We start from the raw sequence: 16,251 nt of genomic DNA, 5'->3' as shown, positions 1-16,251 counted from the left end.
GTTGTCGGCGGAGCGGCGTAGTCTAGTTACATGGATGTAGTTCCCGCGACGCCTGCCAACCTTGATAATGGTACGTCCTCGCCGGGACCTGGCGAATTCGCCGCGCAGGTCTATCCAGCAGCCGAGCGCGAGGCGGCTGGCCCGCGCCCCGAGCGCTTCCAGGTCCTCGCTCTCGATGGAGGGGGCGCCAAGGCGTTGTTCACTGCGCATGTGCTTGCACGTCTGGAGCAGGATCTGGGCGTTAGGATCACCGATTCCTTCGACCTCATTGCTGGCACGTCGGCGGGCGGCATCGTCGCACTGGGTCTCGGTGCGGGCCTCACGCCGAAGGAGATTGTCTCCCACTACGAAGAACTGGTCGAGAAAGTCTTTCCGGCGTCGAGGCGGCGAGGATGGCGCCGACCACGGCAGCTGAGATCGCCCATCTATGACGCAGAGGCGCTGCGGCAAGCGTTGACCGGCGTCCTCGGAGCCCGACTCCTTGGCGACAGCACGAAGCGACTCGTCATTCCCGCGTGGGATGTACAACGCGGGGCCGTGCACATCTTCAAGACTCCGCACCACACACGGCTGACCCGCGACTGGCGCATACCGATGGTGGACGTTGCACTGGCGACCTCGGCGGCGCCGCTGTACTTCCCCGCGGCGTACGTCGACGGACACAGGCTCATTGACGGCGGAGTATGGGCCAACAACCCGGCTGTCGTCGCGATCGCCGAGGCCGTCAGCATGCTCGGTGTTCCTCTCGACGCGATTACCGTCCTCAACGTCGGCACCATTGATCAGCTGACCGATCACCCCAAGCGCTTGGACCGCGGCGGACTCTTACACTGGGCAAGACCGATTGCCCCGCTGATCCTTAACGCCAGCAGCCGTGGCGGACAGGGCCTCGCCGAACACTTGATCGGCAAATCCAACTACACGCGCTTCGACGCTCTAGTGCCCGGCGGCCTCTACGCACTGGACTCGGCGGACCCAAAGGACGTGGCCGGCCTCGCTGCCTCAGTCAGCCGAGAACTCAGCCCTAGCTACACCGCGAAATTCGCTGACCACCAGGCGCCCGCATACACACCGGTGAACGGACGCCGACACCGCGACGATCCGGGCAGCATTTCACACACGGAGGCCCCCAATGCAACTCGCTGACCACTTCAACGTCTTGCTGAAAGACACGGTCAATCTCAGCCAGTTCAAACTGGACCTACTCAACCAGCGCGTCGAAGCCATCTACAAGGCACTCAAAGCCGACGTCGAAATCGGTGCGCTGATCACCGGCAAGACGCCGCAAGGCTCCTGGGCACACCGCACGATCATCAACCCCGTCGGTGACAACGAGTTCGACGCCGACTTCATGCTCGACATGAGCCAGAACCCGGACTGGGCCGACAACCCCAAGACCTACATCGATGAGGTCTACGCAGCCCTGCATCGGCACAGCACCTACGGCACCATGCCGCACTCACGTAAGTGCCGCTGCGCGCGGCTCGTCTACGCCAACTCCATGCACGTCGACATCGTCCCTCACCTCAACCTGGCCGACGGTCGAGAGGTCATCGTCAACCGCGACGACAACGAGTGGGAGCTGACGAACCCGCAGGGTTTCACCGATTGGATGAAGAAACAGGACTCTATCGCCAGCGGGAACTTACGCAAAGTGATCAGACTCATGAAATACCTTCGTGATCACAAGAATTCGTTCACCGGCACACGTTCAGTCCTGCTGACCACCATGCTGGGGGAGCAGGTAACAGACTTGCGCAAGCTCCTGGACCCGAGTTACTACAGCAACGTCCCCACAACTCTTCTTCATGTCGTGCAAGACCTCGACACCTGGTTGCAAGCGAACCCGATCAAGCCCTCCATCGCCGACCCGTCCGGTTCCGGCGTGACGTTCGACCACCGGTGGGGACCAGACCCCGAGAGCGCTCAGGCGACCTACAGCTACTTCCGTGACCGAATCCACGTGCATGCCGCCGACATCGAAGCGGCCTACGAGGAGAAAGACAAAGACCGCAGTGTCCAGCTGTGGCAGAACATCTTCGGCGACGGATTCAAGGCGCCGGCCACAACAACCGCTAGCGCGAAGTTTCCAGCAGCCACCTCTGCCGCGGACTCAACAGTGGGGCGCTCTGGTCGGGCAGGGTGACCAGACGCCACCAGCCCACGCTGACGGGCTGGCAGAAGCATCTCCTCGCCGAACTCAAAGCGCTAGCGCAACAACGTCCCAACGAAATCCAGGTCCGAGGAAGACCCACGCTCGACGCTAGCGGCGAGGCGTCGCTCCGCATCTCGCTACGCACGGCCGCCATCCCGCATCATCCGGGTGGCCTGCAACTTCAAGAGACCGAGGAGTTCATCCTTCAGCTTCGCCCCTCTTCGTACTCGCTACCGGCTATCGACGTTGATCACACTCGGTTTCTCGGCTACCCCCATGTGCTCGCGGGTCAACGACTATGCATCTATTTGGATCCTTCACGGGAATGGCAGCCGACGCTTGGTGTGGCCGGCCTACTCACCCGCCTTTGGGACTGGCTCGTCGACGCGGCCGCCGGAAACTTCGACGCCGCCACCGCCATGTACCACGCTGTTGGCGGAGTGCCGCATCAGGCACATGACACACCGACGATCGTTACCCGAGAACCCGGACCGGCGAAGCGCCACCAAACGGCTCACCTGATCGCCCGGTCAACGCACCGATACGACCTGACGTACTCGCCTGGAGCTGCCGGGCATCGCGTACCGGTAATTACCCTGGCCACCGCGCTGCCGTTCGGTGCCGCATCCACATTCGCGCTACTGCTTGCTCTCCTGGACGACCCCTACCTTGACCGCCTCGAAGGACGGGCTCCCCGGATCGCACCGCAATCGCCGGCGTTCCTCACCGCCCTCCTGGCGAGTGCGTTACGAAATCACCACGACGCCGAGCAATACTTCGTCCTCGCCGTGCCGCACCCCGCTGGAGGCCCACCCCACCTCTTGGGCGGACGGCTCCCCACCCCAACGGCGAATGCGCTCCGCGAGGTCGCGCAGCAACGGGGTGTGGGGGTTGTTCTCGACCCCGCGAAGATCAACACTGAAATCCCGATTGAGTGGTGCAGGATGTCCGACGAACGACCCGAAGTGACAACCCGCCGCGACGACGGCCGCCCCGTGAACGGATTTCAACGAAAGACTGTCCACATCTGGGGCTGCGGCGGGCTCGGATCATGGATCGCCGAATTCATCGCTCGCGCAGGAGCATCGGAGATCACCGTGTGCGACCCTGGCATCGTCACCGGCGGCTTGCTCGTCCGACAAAACTACGTCGAAGACGACATTGGCCGTTCCAAAGCCGAGGCACTCGCTGGACGGCTCCGCGCGATCCGTGATGACCTGACGGTCACCGTCGCAGAAGGGCACCTCCCAGAAGACCACACGTCATGCCTGGCAGCGGATCTCATCATCGACGCCACAGTGAACAACGGCATCACGAGCTGTCTCGATGCGTTGGCAACTGCGCCGACGCGAAAGGCATTGATCGCTCAGGTCGCCACAGACGCTCGCTCTGGCACGCTCGGCCTAGCCGTGCTGTGCGCCGCAAGCGCAACAGCGACAGTTTCCAGCATCGATCAAGACGCTGGCCGAACAATCCAGGGCGACAGCGGACTTGAGCTCTACCACACGCTGTGGCAAGAACCCAGCGATGACGAACTTATACCAACCAGGGGCTGCTCGGTCCCCACATTCCACGGCTCGGCAGCCGACCTCGTAGCGGTCGCAGCCACACTCGTCAACCTGATCGGAAGCCACCTCCAACAACCGGACTCCGCGGTTTCGGGCACACACCTCATCGCTCTGCCGCACGCGGCCAGCGGCCCCCGACACCACTTCCTCCCCGGTGTAACGCACCCCATGGATCACACAGCAGGGACAGAATGAGGGCAACGGAACGTCAACGCAATGCCCCATCAGAGGGCGTCACTGTCGAGCGTCTTCGCACCGAGGCAACCAACTGGATCAACGCCGTGGCGCTCCAATCAGGACGCATCGACCGACGCTTCAACAAGCGGCACGCCGACCACGTGGAACTCCAAACTCTTGAACGTGACCTGCACTTCTTCCTGTTAGCGGCGGTACGCCTTCGCCGCTGTATCGAGCAGGTGTCTCGATACCAGTAAAGAAAGTTCTCACATCGCAGGTCAGCGACGGTCAGGCTATTGGTCCGGCCTGCCGCTCGCGGCGTCTCGATGCGGCGAGCAGCGAGGGCAGCTGCGCCTCGTCGTGATGCCAGCGCTGTGGCCTGCGACTTAGTTCCGGCGCCGGTCGTGGGTGCATGCATGCGTGGCGGCGGACGGAGGGCGGAGCGCAGGGAGCGGCGCGGACGGGAGCGCCAGCGGACGGGAGCAGAGCGAGCGTAGCGAAGCCTGCTGGTGGCCGCCGGTTCCTGCGGGTCGCGGGTGTCCAGGATCTGCGCCATCAGCCGCGACGGGGCTGCGGCATGGTGCTGGGGCTCGTAGGCTGGCGGCTGTGAGCGTAGTTTTGGCGCAGCGTGCACGGCGCGAGGCCGAGGCGCGGCTGGCTGAGCAGCCGCGGCGGTTGGCGCATGTCCGGGGGGTCGCGACGACTGCCGAGCGGTTGAGCCGGCGTTTCGATGCTCAAACGGCGGACTGTCTGGTCGCGGCGGGGTGGTTGCACGATATCGGTTACGCACCGTCGGTGCGCCGGACCGGTTTTCATCCCCTTGATGGAGCGGAGTTCGTGCGATCGGCGGGTTTCGGGGAGCTGGTCGCTTCCTTGGTGGCCTTTCATACCGGAGCGCACGCGGAGGCTGCCGAGCGGGGCTTGTCGGGTTTGTCCGCGTTCAGCGATCCGCCCAGCAATGTCCTTGATGCGTTGACTTTTTGCGATCTGACGACTGGACCTGACGGGGCGCCGATATCACCGCGAGATCGACTACGCGACGTGTTGGCGCGTTATGGATCCGAGGACCCGGTGCACCGGGCGGTCGACGCGGGCCGCGACGAATTGTTGGCGGCGGTCCGGCGAGTACGCGACTGGCTGTAGCCCAGCGGTCAGCCGAGGTAGGGGCTGTCGCGGCGTTGCAGGTAGTGCTCGACGCGCAGTCGCATCGACGGATGCATATCCAGGCCAGCGATGTCGTCGGGGGCAGTCCAGGCGATGTCGGTGCTTTCGTGGTCGATGGCGAGGGTCCCGCCGAGCACCGTGGTGGCGAACAGTAGCGAGAATTGTTGGCGCACTTCGCCATCGGTGAACGCGACCACGTGGTGGGGGTTGGTGTAGACACCGACCAGACCCGTGACTTCGACGTCGAGCCCGGTTTCTTCTTTGACTTCCCGCACGGCGGTGTCGGCGATGGTTTCGCCGATGTCGTGTCCGCCGCCGGGTAACGCCCACAGGGTGTTGTCGCGGCGTTTGATCAGCAGAATACGACCTTGTTCGTCGGTGACGATGGCCGAGGCGGACGGAACGACACTGTTGGGCGCCGGGGCGTTGGGGTCATTGTAGTAGTCGGTGCGCATCGGGGGTCAGCCTTTCGCGGTCAGCGGTCTGGCGCGGTTCCAGACCTGGGTGAAAGCGTCTTCGAGGGTGGTCCAGAGCCTTGGCTCATGGTGACGTGACAGAACCAGCACAGGGTTGTTGCGCCCGGGTGAGCCGTAGATGTGGAAGTTGACAATCATGGCGTCATCGACCCGAAAGATCGACGTGTAGAGCGCGGTGTCGTGGGTGCGAATGTCCAGCCCCGGGGTACAAGCGTGAGGGGCGAGCAACTCCACCGACGTGCGGCAGCGGGCGATGACAGCCTCGCCGATCCCTTCCTCCTCACCGCGCAAGATCGTGGTCGCAGTGTCGGGATCCCCGACGAGAAACCGCACCGACACACCGCGGGCGGCGGCGGCGAGCAGGGTGTCGAGGAATCCGTCGAGGGTGTCGAACAGGAACGTGGCCGCGAGCACGAGGATGTCGATGCCGGTGGTGGCGTCGGCGAAATGCTGCTGCCACGTCGTGATCGGCAGCTGAGTACGGCTGGCATACAGGGTCGCGGTGAATGGCCCACCCGCAGACGCTGTTGTCACTGCACGGGGGGTAGCGGCCGGGTACTGCTTGGGCCACAGGTCATGCGGAGTGCAGTCGAGCACCTCGCTGGCGCTGCGGGCGTTGTGTTCGCGAATTCTGTAGTCGCTATCGGCCAGCCAGCGTCGCACCGACTTGATATCGACACCCACCGCGGTGGCGAACCGCTGCGAGGACAGACCTTTGGCCTGTAGCCGCTGCGCGAGGCGATCGTTGGGAGTGATGGCGGCCTCGGTGCCGTCCTGCTCGTCCATCGTGTCAGCGCACATCTTCCCGTGTCGTCCGTATCCATCCTTCAGCGCGTGGTGTCTAGTTTGCCATGCGATTGCCGCCACCCTGCGGCGATAGTGTCGGTGTGATGTCCGTGGGTATGTCCGGCCGTGTCCGAAATGCCCGTGGATGTGTCGGAAATGTCGGCACATGTCTCTCGCAACGTCCGTGATGTCCACGTGAACTGAATCCAGCGCCGGACCGGCGTCAACATCTCACGAAAGGACTAGTAGGACAATGCGTTTGAGAATCGATACGTCTGGAACTCGTTTTATCGTCACCCGCGCTCCGGAGCCACGGCTGAACTTCGAAACCGGCGCCCCGAAAGTCGACACCGCCACCGGGATGCCGATGTACGCCACCCAGGTCCTCGCGCTGGATGACTCCGGCGGCGAAGTACTCAATGTCACCGTGGCAGGAGACCCCAAAGTTACAGTCACGCAGTCTATTTCGGTGGTTGGTCTGGTGGCCATCCCGTGGGCCCAAGGTGATCGCAGCGGGGTGGCGTTCCGCGCTGATGCCCTCACCCCCGCCACCGCCAGTGGTGCTGCGCCGAGTGAGCAGACACGCCCGCAGAAGTAACCCCAAGCGGGTGTGGGGTGCGGTGAACCGATCACCGCACCCCGCCACCCCGGGCATTGCTGTTGACCACACGCTCACGGAGGGCATCTCTCATGACATCGAACAATAAGAACACCACCAACAGTGGATCAGGCGATGACGACTGGTTCGGAGAACTGGTCATGTCGCTGTTCACCGCAGCCGGGTATGTGCTCTGGTGGGCGGTGCTGTTCCCGGCGATCAACGTGCCCATCATCGCCAGCCTCGTGCTTGCCATCAGCCACGGCCCACGCGTGGGCCTGATCTGCGCGATCGTGTGCAGTGCCGGGTATGCGGGCTGGGCCTGGCTCCAACCGGGGTCATTTCGCGCCTGGGTGACCGAACCGGTACGGCGGCGCTGGCTCACGTGGTCGCGCTACACCCGCACCTGGGAATCGACCTGCACCTTGCACGGCCTGACGGCCACACTCGGCGGCCGCACCCTCACTCCCACCCTGCGCACGGTGACAATCGGTAAAACCACCGATGTGCTGGCGGTGCGCATCGTCACCGGCCAGTCCGTGGCAGATTGGCATAAACAGTCCGACGCGCTGGCCGCCGCGTGGCGCGCCGACCGCATCAGCATCACCGCCACCTCGCCTGGCGAACTGCGCATCACTTTAATGCGGGCAGACGTGCTCGCTGAACCGATCGTCCTGCCCATGCCCGCCCCGGCAACCCCGGTGGACCTGGCGCTGGTGCGGGTCGGGATCACCGAAACGCGGCATTGGTGGCAAGTGCCGCTGCTCGGTCACCATGTGCTGATCGCCGGGGCAACCGGCGCAGGTAAAGGCTCAGTGCTGTGGTCGTTGATCGCCGGCATCGCCCCCGCGGTGAAGACCGGACTGGTGCGGTTATGTGTCATCGACCCCAAAGGTGGCATGGAACTCGGTGCCGGAGCACCCCTGTTCACCGTGTTCACCCACGACGCCACCGACACCACCCTGGAGCTGCTACGCCAGCTCGTCACGGTGATGCACGCCCGGGCGAATCGTCTGCGCGGCCACACCCGACTACACACTCCCACGACGTCGGAGCCGTTGTTCGTGGTAGTGATCGATGAAATCGCAGCACTGAGTGCGTATGTGACCGACCGCAAGGTCCGCACCGAAATCGAACAACTCCTGGGCCTCCTGCTCTCGCAAGGCCGCGCAGTCGGCATCAGCGTCGTCGCCGCGGTGCAAGACCCCGCCAAAGACACCCTGCCGTTAAGGCAGCTGTTCACGGTGCGGATCGGGTTGCGCCTGACTGAAGCCACCCAAACCACTATGGTCCTGGGACAGGGAGCACGCGATGCCGGCGCCGAATGTGACCGCATCCCCGACGCGACACCGGGTGTTGGCTACATGATGGTTGACGGCACCGCCTACGCCCAGCGGGTGCGGGCCTTCCACGTCACCGACCACGACATCACCGCGCTGGCCACTCGGTTCCGCCGACCCCCGAGCCGACCGAACAAGACCCACCATCCACACAACACCGATACCGGGCACACCGTGGGTGAGGGCAGCGGTGAATAGCTCCATGACATCGGCGCAGCTTGCCCTGCCGGGTGTTCCGGATACAGTTGATACCACCCGAGTGGTCGAGCAGATGGTGCGCCGGGCCGCGTCGATGGGATACCAATCCTGGTGGCGACGAGCAGAATCCGTCGGATTCTGCGCTCACCCCATCCAGCTGATCGGTACCGATGAGTACGGGCGTCAGCGGGTGGTGTGGACGCGGTGCAACAACCGTCGCGCCCACATTTGCCCGTCGTGTTCAGATCTCTACGCCCGCGACACCTGGCAACTCGTGCACGCCGGCGCTGCGGGAGGCCACCACGGCATGCCCACCGCGGTGGGCGATCATCCGCAAGTTTTCCTCACCCTGACTGCCCCCAGCTTCGGGGCCGTCCACACCGCCACGACGTCGGGGGACAAGAAAGCGCAGGTATGCCGAGACCAGCACCGGATCGGCGGCTACCGCCGCTGCCCGCATGGAAAACAATTGTGGTGCAGCATGTCCCATGATCATGGCGACGAGCGGGTCGGTCAGCCGCTCTGTCCGGAGTGCTACGACTATGCCGGGCATGTCCTGTTCGCCTGGCATCTTCCCGAACTGTGGCGACGCTTCACCATCACCATGCGGCGCACCCTCCGCAAAGAACTGAAAGCCACCGGTGTGGATCCGGATGCGGTGCGGGTGAGCTTCATCAAAATCGTCGAACTGCAAGCCCGCGCCATCCCACACATCCACGCCCTGATCCGCCTGGACCCCCAAGACGACCCCGATCAGACCGATTGGGAATCACCCATCGGTGCAGTCGAACTCGCCACCATCATCCAACACGCCGCCCGCACCGTCACGCTCACCATCGACGATCCGACCGCTGATACCGATGCGCGGACGATGCGTTTCGGCACACAGATCGACACCCAACCCCTCGCCGCATCCGCAAAACCAGTGAAAAGTGCTCCACCAGAACCAGAACCAGAACCAGGGTCAGGCTCAGGACGGTCCATGTCTGGCCGGCTGGTGGCACGCTATCTCGCCAAGTATGTCACCAAATCCTTGGTAGACCTCGGAATCAGCGCGCGCCGCCTATCTACGGAAGCCATACCCGACCTGGACGTGTCAGAGCATGTGCGGACCATCCTGACCACCATCAGCGATCTCGCGGACAAAGGACTGTCCGGCATCGGGCGGTGGTTGCACACCCTCGGATTCCGCGGCCACATCACCAGCAAATCCCGCCGTTATTCCACTACCATGACCGTGCTGCGCGAACAGCGCGCCATTTGGACGCGTGAAGAACGCTTGAAAAGCACTGCATACCAATACGATCCCAACTGTGACTTCGCCGGTCGCGATGATCTGGTGGCGTGGGAGTTCGAACGTGCCGGCCTCGGCAGCCTCGGCGATCGCAGTCTCGTCTATTCCGCGGCCCTCCAACGCATCCACTCCCGCCTCATCGGACTGGTAGAAGCACGTCGCCAAGCCCACAACGAACAATGGGATCCGCTAGGGGCAAGCGATGGCTGAAAGATGCCCGACTACGACACATGCTCGCTCCGAGTGTGACGTTCGAGTCGATGCTCCGAACATGTCAGAGGGAGGTGTTGAAATTGACCTGCCGAACCGGTATCGGCTCCCGCGCGAGGCCAACCGCGCGCTGGTAAACGTCATACTGGCTATGCGGGACCGGACGCCTAGATCAGGGAGGGGAGTGGCATGAGCCTCAGGTTCGCCTTCTATGGCCGAGTGAGTACCGAGGACGCCCAAGATCCGGAGGCGAGCCGCAGCTGGCAGAAACGTCGTGCCATCGATCTGATCAGTCCGCATGGCGGCGTCCTCGCCGCCGACTACTTCGATATAGGCCAGAGCCGGTCGCTTCCCTGGAAACGCAGGCCGGAGGCTTCACGTCTGCTCGCAGATGTCACTTCTCGTGGCCGTGGCTTCGATGCCGTCGTGATCGGGGAACCTGCTCGCGCGTTCTACGGACCGCAATTTGCGCTCACCTTCCCGGTGCTCACGCACTACGGGGTCGGCCTATGGGTGCCTGAAGTTGGCGGAGCGGTTGATCCCGGATCCGAGGCACACGACCTCGTGATGACGCTCTTTGGCGGAATGAGCAAGGGAGAACGTGCGCGAATCCAGATGCGCGTGCGTACCGCGATGTCGGCACTCGCGCAGGACACAACCAGATACCTCGGCGGTCGCCCACCGTACGGTTATCAACTCGTCGATGCCGGCCCGCACCCAAACCCCGCCAAGGCAAGTCTTGGGCAGCGTCTTCACCGCCTGGAGCCTGACCCCGAGACCGCCCCGACCGTCGAGCGGATCTATCGCATGTATGCCGATGGTGCTGGCTTGCGCTTCATCGCACAGCAGCTCACCGACGATGGAGTGCCATCACCGAGCCAATACGACCCGGCACGGAACCGGCATCGTGACCCACGTGGATGGTCCCATTCGGCGATCCGCGCCATTCTCGACAACCCTGCGTACCGCGGTATCCGTGTCTGGGGCAAGCAGGAGAAGTATGAGGTCCTTTTGAACCCCGATGATGTCGCCGCGGGATATGAGACTCGCATGCGGTGGCGCGATCGGGCCGACTGGATCGCACCCGATCGACGCACGCACGAAGAGCTGATCCCTGATGAGCTGGCGCAGGCTGTTCGTCTCCGGATGCAGGCGCGGCGTGGTCCCGGTCGCGTGTGCAGCAGAGAATCGACAGTGCCGTATGCGCTGCGTGGGCTGCTGTTCTGCGCCGCATGTGGACGGCGAATGCAGGGCGCCGCCCGGCCGGGGAAGCAAACAACGCGGATCCTCTACCGTTGTGAGTTCGGCAAGTCACGTTCTGTACCTGTGGACCTGAGTGATCATCCGCGCACCGTCTATCTCCGCGAAGACGCAGTGACAGCGCGACTCGACGAATGGATCGCCACTCTGGCCGATCCAGAAGACCTCGCACGCGGGCAAGACGTGGACCCGGCGGCCGGACCTGGCTACGCCGCCTTGCAGCGCCAGCTGAGCGAGGCGAATGCCAAAGTGGCTGCCTTGATCACCGCCGTGGAGTCTGGCGTGGCCGTTGAGGATCTAACTGCTGCGTTGCGTCAACGTACCGCCGAGCGCGACGAGCTGAGGGCACGCGTTGAGCGAGTGGAGCGGCCCCGCGCCATGTGTGCCGCCGAGATCAGTGAGTTAGTTAAGGAGTTAGGCGGACTGTCGGTCATCCTCGGCGCGGCAACCGGAGCTGAGCGCGCCGAGGTGTACGCAAGCTTGGGCCTGCGTCTCGACTACGACCCGCATCTTCGGCGAGTCACGGCGACTGCCGACCTGAGTCGTGTCGCCGGATGTGTCCGAGGGGGGACTTGAACCCCCACGCCCGTTAATAGGGCACTAGCACCTCAAGCTAGCGCGTCTGCCATTCCGCCACTCGGACCAGTTCGAAGGCAGCTTAGGTTATCGGATCACCCGGGCCGGGCCCAAACCAACGGGAGGCGGCAATGGTACGAATGGTGACTGTGACCCCTCAGTCTGCAGCCGAAGCCGAGGTGGTTGATCTCGTCAGCGCGCTCATCCGCTTCGATACCTCGAACACCGGCGAGCCAGAAACCACCAAAGGCGAGGCCGAATGTGCCGCCTGGGTGGTCGAACAGCTGCAGGAGGTCGGCTACGAGACCGAATTGATCGAAGCCGGTGCGCCTGGCCGCGCGAACGTGTTCGCGCGGCTGGAAGGGGCCGATCGTGAGCGCGGTGCCCTGATGCTGCACGGCCACCTCGACGTCGTGCCGGCCGAGGCCGCCGACTGGAGCGTGCACCCGTTCTCCGGTGCGGTCGAGGACGGCTACGTCTGGGGGCGCGGCGCGGTCGACATGAAGGACATGGTCGGGATGATGATCGCCGTCGCCCGGGACTTCAAACGCTCGGGCACCGTCCCGCCGCGCGACCTCGTGTTCGCCTTCGTCTCCGACGAGGAGGCGGGCGGAAACTACGGCTGCAAATGGCTCGTCGACAACCGTCCCGACCTGTTCGATGGAATCACCGAGGCCATCGGCGAGGTCGGCGGTTTCTCGCTGACGATCCCGCGGCGTGACGGCGGCGAGCGGACGCTGTACCTGATCGAGACAGCCGAGAAGGCGATGCTCTGGATGCGGCTGACGGCGCGCGGACGCGCGGGCCACGGATCGATGATTCACGACAACAACGCGGTCACCGCGGTGTCCGAGGCCGTGGCAAAGCTGGGCAAGCACCAATTCCCGGTGATCCTCACCGACTCGGTCGAGCAGTTCCTGACCGCTGTCACCGAAGAGACCGGCTACACCTTCGACGTGGACTCGGCCGATCTCGAGGGTGCGATCGCCAAACTCGGGCCGATCGCCCGCATCGTCGGCGCGACGCTGCGCGACACGGCCAACCCGACGATGCTCAAGGCCGGATACAAGGCCAACGTCATCCCGGGCACGGCCGAGGCCGTCGTCGATTGCCGTGTCCTGCCAGGCCGGCTGGCCGCTTTCGAGCGCGAGGTCGACGAGATCATCGGCCCCGACATCACCCGCGAATGGATCACCAACCTGCCGCCCTACGAGACGAGCTTCGACGGCGAGTTGCTCGACGCGATGAACGCCGCGATCCTGTCCGCGGATCCCGACGGCCGGACGGTCCCGTACATGCTGTCCGGCGGCACCGACGCGAAACACTTTGCGCGCCTTGGTATTCGCTGCTTCGGGTTCGCGCCGCTGAAACTGCCGCCTGACCTCGACTTCGCCGCTCTGTTCCACGGCGTGGACGAACGGGTACCCGTCGATGCGCTGACGTTCGGTACCCGGGTTCTCGAACATTTCCTGCTGAACTGCTGACCCGCACTGCTGACCACTCGAAAGGATCGAAAAAATGGCGTTTGACTACAACCCCTACGACTTCTTGCCGAAGCTCCCGACGTTCACGGTGACGTCACAGTCGTTCGAGGACGGCCAGCCGTGGGCCAACGACCAGGTCAGCGGCATCATGGGCGCCGGCGGCTCCGACATCTCACCGCAACTGTCGTGGTCGGGCTTCCCCGAGGAAACCCGCAGCTTCGCAGTCACGGTGTACGACCCCGACGCGCCGACGGCTTCGGGTTTCTGGCACTGGGCGGTCGCGAACCTGCCCGCGACCGTCACCGAATTGCCTGCCGGTGCCGGCGACGGGAGCGGGCTGCCCGGTAGCGCACTCACTTTGGCCAACGACGCCGGCGTGAAGCGCTTCATCGGCGCCGCGCCGCCCGCGGGACATGGTCATCACCGCTACATCGTCGCGGTGCACGCCGTCGGGGTGGAGAAGCTGGACCTGCCAGCGGAGGCCACTCCCGCGTATCTGGGCTTCAACCTGTTCGGTAACGCGATTGCGCGCGCGATCATCACCGGGACTTACGAGCAGAACTAGTTCTCGCGAACGGCCGAGCCGACGGCGTCGGCCAATGACGCGAACCCTCCGTCGTGCAGGCGGTGGGCCAGGCCGTCGTGAATCCGCTTGGCCCACAGCCCGCCGCCGTAAATGAAACCGGTGTAGCCCTGCAGCAGTGAGGCGCCGGAAACGATGCGGTCCCACGCATCGTCCGCGGTTTCGATACCGCCGACGCTGATCAGGACCAACTGGCCGCCGACCCGCCGGTAGAGCCGCCGCAACACCTCCGCGGACCGCTGCGCGACGGGCGCTCCCGAGATGCCGCCGGGGCCGAGCTCGTCGATTCCCGGCGTGCTCAGACCCTCGCGGGATACCGTGGTGTTGGTCGCGACGATGCCCGCCAACCCCAATTCGACTGCGAGATCCGCGATCTCGTCGATCTCCTCGTCGGCCAGGTCGGGTGCGATCTTCACCAGCACGGGAGTCGTCGTCTGGGCGCGGACCGCTGCGAGGATCGGACGCAGCGACTCGACCGCCTGCAGGTTCCGCAGTCCCGGGGTGTTCGGTGAGCTGACGTTCACCACCATGAACGACGCCAAGGGTCCGAGCAGGCGCGCGCTTTCGGCGTAGTCCTCGACGGCCGACTCGGCCGGGGTGGTCTTGGTCTTGCCGATGTTGACGCCGATCGGCACTTCGGGGGTTTCACGCGCGAGTTGGATGGCCAACTCACCCGCGCCGTGGTTGTTGAACCCCATCCGGTTGAGCAGGGCCCGGTCGTCGGTCAGCCGGAACATCCTTGGCTGCGGGTTGCCCGGCTGCGCCACTGCGGTCACTGTGCCTACCTCGGCGTACCCGAAACCAAGGGCCCCCCACGTCTTCAACCCCCGGCCGTCCTTGTCGAATCCGGCGGCCAGCCCTAGGGGAGCGGCGAAATTCACGCCGAACACGGTGCTGGCGAGTATCGGATCGCGGGGTCCGAGCCATCGCGTCAGCGGCCGCCGCGTGACGGCGAGCGCGGTGACTGCCCGCAGCAGCGCGAAAACCCAGGTGTGTATGCGTTCGGGCGCAACCAGGAACAGCACCCGCTGCAGCGCGCGGTACATCATGAGCTCACAGGGCTGGAGGCTCCGGGATGACCGCTCCTCGGACCGCAGACTTCTTGCGGCGCAGCAACACCCGCCGCGATCCGTCGGTGTACAGCCGCACGCGGGTTAGCTCCCATCCACGGTATTCGGCCTCGATCGACAACCGGGTCGAAGCGTTGATCCGGGTCAGATCGGGCGGCAGCCGCAGCGGAATCCACTCGTAGTCGTCGGACAGATCTTTATCCCAGCCCTCGGGCATCCGGCCGCGCTGCATCGTCGTCACGAGCCCACCGCCGCACCCGGAATCACTTGCACACCCGCCCCTGAGCCCGACACCACATAGAGGGTGCCGGATGCGTCGTCGTAAGCCAGGGAGTTCGGCTGCTGCACGGTTCGATAGCGCACCTTCTCGACGGGGATGCCGGTGGACAAATCGTAACCAACCACGGAGTTCGTCGCCGTCTGCGACACCCAGGCCAGTGTCGACGATCCAGCCAGTCCGTACGGTGCCTCGCGCACCGGGTAGGCCTGGCGAAGGATCATCAGCGGATCCAGGCCGTACACCAACAACTGGCCGCCGCGAGTGTCGGCCACCAACACCCGGCCAGCCTCGTCGGCCGTCATCGTCGTCGCGCCCTCTCCGGCGCGCAGCGCTTGCTCAGCCTCGGTGCCGTCCGGGGACAACGCGGTAACCGATGTCTGCCCGCGGTCCAGCACCACCGTGGTATTGCCCTGTGTGACAAGGTCATCCACCCGGGCGAAGATTCTTACCTGTGCGGCGACCGCGGTTTCGGAACTCAAGGTGAAGACGGTCCCGTCAGCACTGCCGAGCACCAATTTGCCGTCCTCGCGGCGTGCGATGGCAGTGAAGTCGGTGTCCTGCTGCCCGTCGACACCTATCAGCGTCGCGGTGTCGTCGGCGACGTCTACCCGGAAATAACCTCCGCGCGTCGACACGTACAGCTGGCCCTCGTCATCTCCGGTCATCGCCGTCGCGGGTCTCGGAAGGGGCACCGCACGAGCGCCGTCGAACTCGCCGAGGACGGTGATCTCCGACTTGTCGGCGGATTTGGGGCTGAGTACGGCCAATGACGCGGTTTTCGTGTCGAACACCGCGGCGATCGCGCGGTCGGGCAGGGGCTGTACCGAACCGGCCGGCCTACCCGTCACAGGCGGCGATATCGCAGCCTCAGCGGGCGCGATAGTGGGTGGAGGCGTATCGACCGGGTTCGATGAACACCCTGAAAGTCCGGCAATTGCCACCGCGCAGGCCAAAAAACGAAGGACCTGGTGTCGGCTGTTTACGCGAATCGGCAAGGGGTAGCTCTCGGACGTGCGAATTGGATTTCTCTCG

Annotated in this window: 16 protein-coding genes and 1 tRNA gene; 11 read left to right on the top strand and 6 right to left on the bottom strand. The window is 64.5% G+C overall.

The features are described 5' to 3' along the window. Positions 1 to 30 precede the first annotated feature (30 nt). The 5 genes from ACIA48_RS13585 to ACIA48_RS13565 all read left to right on the top strand — a co-directional run bounded on the left by ACIA48_RS13585 (position 31) and on the right by ACIA48_RS13565 (position 5,043). Entirely contained in the window at positions 31 to 1,146 is a 1,116-nt protein-coding gene (locus tag ACIA48_RS13585; RefSeq protein ID WP_011560565.1) for a CBASS cGAMP-activated phospholipase, read from the top strand. Beyond that, on the top strand, positions 1,133 to 2,146 hold the full coding sequence (locus ACIA48_RS13580) for a cyclic GMP-AMP synthase DncV-like nucleotidyltransferase (RefSeq protein WP_005110610.1): 1,014 nt from the start codon (positions 1,133 to 1,135) through the stop codon (positions 2,144 to 2,146). Before ACIA48_RS13585 ends, ACIA48_RS13580 begins: the two co-directional genes overlap by 14 nt. Further along, positions 2,143 to 3,918 carry a ThiF family adenylyltransferase gene (locus ACIA48_RS13575; RefSeq protein ID WP_011768281.1) on the top strand — a complete coding sequence of 592 codons (1,776 nt, stop codon included), beginning with the start codon at positions 2,143 to 2,145 and terminating at the stop codon, positions 3,916 to 3,918. The genes ACIA48_RS13580 and ACIA48_RS13575 overlap by 4 nt, the downstream gene beginning before the upstream one ends. Then, entirely contained in the window at positions 3,915 to 4,157 is a 243-nt protein-coding gene (locus tag ACIA48_RS13570; RefSeq protein ID WP_396731864.1) for a hypothetical protein, read from the top strand. The genes ACIA48_RS13575 and ACIA48_RS13570 overlap by 4 nt, the downstream gene beginning before the upstream one ends. A 349-nt stretch (positions 4,158 to 4,506) precedes the next feature. Further along, positions 4,507 to 5,043 (top strand): HD domain-containing protein, encoded by a 537-nt coding sequence (locus tag ACIA48_RS13565; RefSeq protein ID WP_005110615.1) that lies wholly within the window; start codon positions 4,507 to 4,509, stop codon positions 5,041 to 5,043. A gap of 8 nt (positions 5,044 to 5,051) precedes the next feature. Here the strand turns inward: ACIA48_RS13565 and ACIA48_RS13560 are convergent, their stop codons facing one another. Together ACIA48_RS13560 and ACIA48_RS13555 are read right to left on the bottom strand one after the other, a co-directional pair. After that, positions 5,052 to 5,519, bottom strand: a complete 468-nt coding sequence (locus tag ACIA48_RS13560; protein ID WP_005110618.1) for an NUDIX hydrolase — start codon at positions 5,517 to 5,519, stop codon at positions 5,052 to 5,054. Between the two features lie 6 nt (positions 5,520 to 5,525). Continuing rightward, positions 5,526 to 6,326, bottom strand: a complete 801-nt coding sequence (locus tag ACIA48_RS13555) for a hypothetical protein (RefSeq protein ID WP_011560562.1) — start codon at positions 6,324 to 6,326, stop codon at positions 5,526 to 5,528. A gap of 253 nt (positions 6,327 to 6,579) precedes the next feature. Between ACIA48_RS13555 and ACIA48_RS13550 the strand changes: the two genes are divergently transcribed. From ACIA48_RS13550 to ACIA48_RS13535, 4 genes are all read left to right on the top strand, one after another. After that, on the top strand, positions 6,580 to 6,924 hold the full coding sequence (locus ACIA48_RS13550) for a hypothetical protein (RefSeq protein WP_011560561.1): 345 nt from the start codon (positions 6,580 to 6,582) through the stop codon (positions 6,922 to 6,924). 92 nt (positions 6,925 to 7,016) lie between these two features. Continuing rightward, complete coding sequence (locus ACIA48_RS13545; protein WP_011560560.1) at positions 7,017 to 8,462, top strand: FtsK/SpoIIIE domain-containing protein; 1,446 nt, start codon at positions 7,017 to 7,019, stop codon at positions 8,460 to 8,462. Between the two features lie 4 nt (positions 8,463 to 8,466). Beyond that, the gene (locus ACIA48_RS13540) at positions 8,467 to 9,966 is read left to right on the top strand and encodes a replication initiator (protein WP_011560559.1); all 1,500 of its coding nucleotides are present in this window, start codon (positions 8,467 to 8,469) and stop codon (positions 9,964 to 9,966) included. 189 nt (positions 9,967 to 10,155) lie between these two features. Then, positions 10,156 to 11,802 carry a recombinase family protein gene (locus ACIA48_RS13535; RefSeq protein ID WP_011560558.1) on the top strand — a complete coding sequence of 549 codons (1,647 nt, stop codon included), beginning with the start codon at positions 10,156 to 10,158 and terminating at the stop codon, positions 11,800 to 11,802. On the opposite strand, the gene ACIA48_RS13530 is transcribed toward ACIA48_RS13535, so the two are convergent. Further along, positions 11,784 to 11,869, bottom strand: a tRNA-Leu gene (locus tag ACIA48_RS13530). The genes ACIA48_RS13535 and ACIA48_RS13530 overlap by 19 nt on opposite strands. Positions 11,870 to 11,942: 73 nt before the next feature. Between ACIA48_RS13530 and ACIA48_RS13525 the strand changes: the two genes are divergently transcribed. Beyond that, a complete protein-coding gene (locus tag ACIA48_RS13525) occupies positions 11,943 to 13,286 on the top strand; it encodes a M20/M25/M40 family metallo-hydrolase (RefSeq protein ID WP_396731837.1) in 1,344 nt (447 codons plus the stop codon). Positions 13,287 to 13,320: 34 nt separating this feature from the next. After that, on the top strand, positions 13,321 to 13,851 hold the full coding sequence (locus ACIA48_RS13520) for a YbhB/YbcL family Raf kinase inhibitor-like protein (RefSeq protein WP_396731834.1): 531 nt from the start codon (positions 13,321 to 13,323) through the stop codon (positions 13,849 to 13,851). Here the strand turns inward: ACIA48_RS13520 and ACIA48_RS13515 are convergent. The 3 genes from ACIA48_RS13515 to ACIA48_RS13505 are packed head-to-tail and all read right to left on the bottom strand — an operon-like array spanning position 13,848 to position 16,214. After that, positions 13,848 to 14,915 (bottom strand): quinone-dependent dihydroorotate dehydrogenase, encoded by a 1,068-nt coding sequence (locus tag ACIA48_RS13515; RefSeq protein ID WP_396732817.1) that lies wholly within the window; start codon positions 14,913 to 14,915, stop codon positions 13,848 to 13,850. The two genes, ACIA48_RS13520 and ACIA48_RS13515, sit on opposite strands and share 4 nt — an antisense overlap. A gap of 7 nt (positions 14,916 to 14,922) precedes the next feature. Next, positions 14,923 to 15,171 (bottom strand): DUF5703 family protein, encoded by a 249-nt coding sequence (locus tag ACIA48_RS13510; RefSeq protein ID WP_396732815.1) that lies wholly within the window; start codon positions 15,169 to 15,171, stop codon positions 14,923 to 14,925. A gap of 5 nt (positions 15,172 to 15,176) precedes the next feature. Continuing rightward, on the bottom strand, positions 15,177 to 16,214 hold the full coding sequence (locus ACIA48_RS13505; protein WP_396731831.1) for a YncE family protein: 1,038 nt from the start codon (positions 16,212 to 16,214) through the stop codon (positions 15,177 to 15,179). Positions 16,215 to 16,251: the final 37 nt, after the last annotated feature.

This window comes from Mycobacterium sp. NPDC051804, assembly GCF_044452905.1.
Taxonomy (GTDB): Bacteria; Actinomycetota; Actinomycetes; order Mycobacteriales; family Mycobacteriaceae; genus Mycobacterium.
Note: the sequence above shows the minus strand (reverse complement) of the source record. Positions and strands in the feature narration are given on the sequence as shown.

Excerpts from the sequence above, each read along its gene's own strand:
- ACIA48_RS13585 (WP_011560565.1), top strand. The coding sequence starts at position 31 with ATGGATGTAGTTCCCGCGACGCCTGCCAACCTTGATAATGGTACGTCC.
- ACIA48_RS13580 (WP_005110610.1), top strand. The coding sequence starts at position 1,133 with ATGCAACTCGCTGACCACTTCAACGTCTTGCTGAAAGACACGGTCAAT.
- ACIA48_RS13570 (WP_396731864.1), top strand. The coding sequence starts at position 3,915 with ATGAGGGCAACGGAACGTCAACGCAATGCCCCATCAGAGGGCGTCACT.
- ACIA48_RS13560 (WP_005110618.1), bottom strand. The coding sequence starts at position 5,519 with ATGCGCACCGACTACTACAATGACCCCAACGCCCCGGCGCCCAACAGT.
- ACIA48_RS13555 (WP_011560562.1), bottom strand. The coding sequence starts at position 6,326 with ATGGACGAGCAGGACGGCACCGAGGCCGCCATCACTCCCAACGATCGC.
- ACIA48_RS13550 (WP_011560561.1), top strand. The coding sequence starts at position 6,580 with ATGCGTTTGAGAATCGATACGTCTGGAACTCGTTTTATCGTCACCCGC.
- ACIA48_RS13545 (WP_011560560.1), top strand. The coding sequence starts at position 7,017 with ATGACATCGAACAATAAGAACACCACCAACAGTGGATCAGGCGATGAC.
- ACIA48_RS13540 (WP_011560559.1), top strand. The coding sequence starts at position 8,467 with ATGACATCGGCGCAGCTTGCCCTGCCGGGTGTTCCGGATACAGTTGAT.
- ACIA48_RS13535 (WP_011560558.1), top strand. The coding sequence starts at position 10,156 with ATGAGCCTCAGGTTCGCCTTCTATGGCCGAGTGAGTACCGAGGACGCC.
- ACIA48_RS13525 (WP_396731837.1), top strand. The coding sequence starts at position 11,943 with ATGGTGACTGTGACCCCTCAGTCTGCAGCCGAAGCCGAGGTGGTTGAT.
- ACIA48_RS13520 (WP_396731834.1), top strand. The coding sequence starts at position 13,321 with ATGGCGTTTGACTACAACCCCTACGACTTCTTGCCGAAGCTCCCGACG.
- ACIA48_RS13515 (WP_396732817.1), bottom strand. The coding sequence starts at position 14,915 with ATGTACCGCGCGCTGCAGCGGGTGCTGTTCCTGGTTGCGCCCGAACGC.
- ACIA48_RS13510 (WP_396732815.1), bottom strand. The coding sequence starts at position 15,171 with ATGCAGCGCGGCCGGATGCCCGAGGGCTGGGATAAAGATCTGTCCGAC.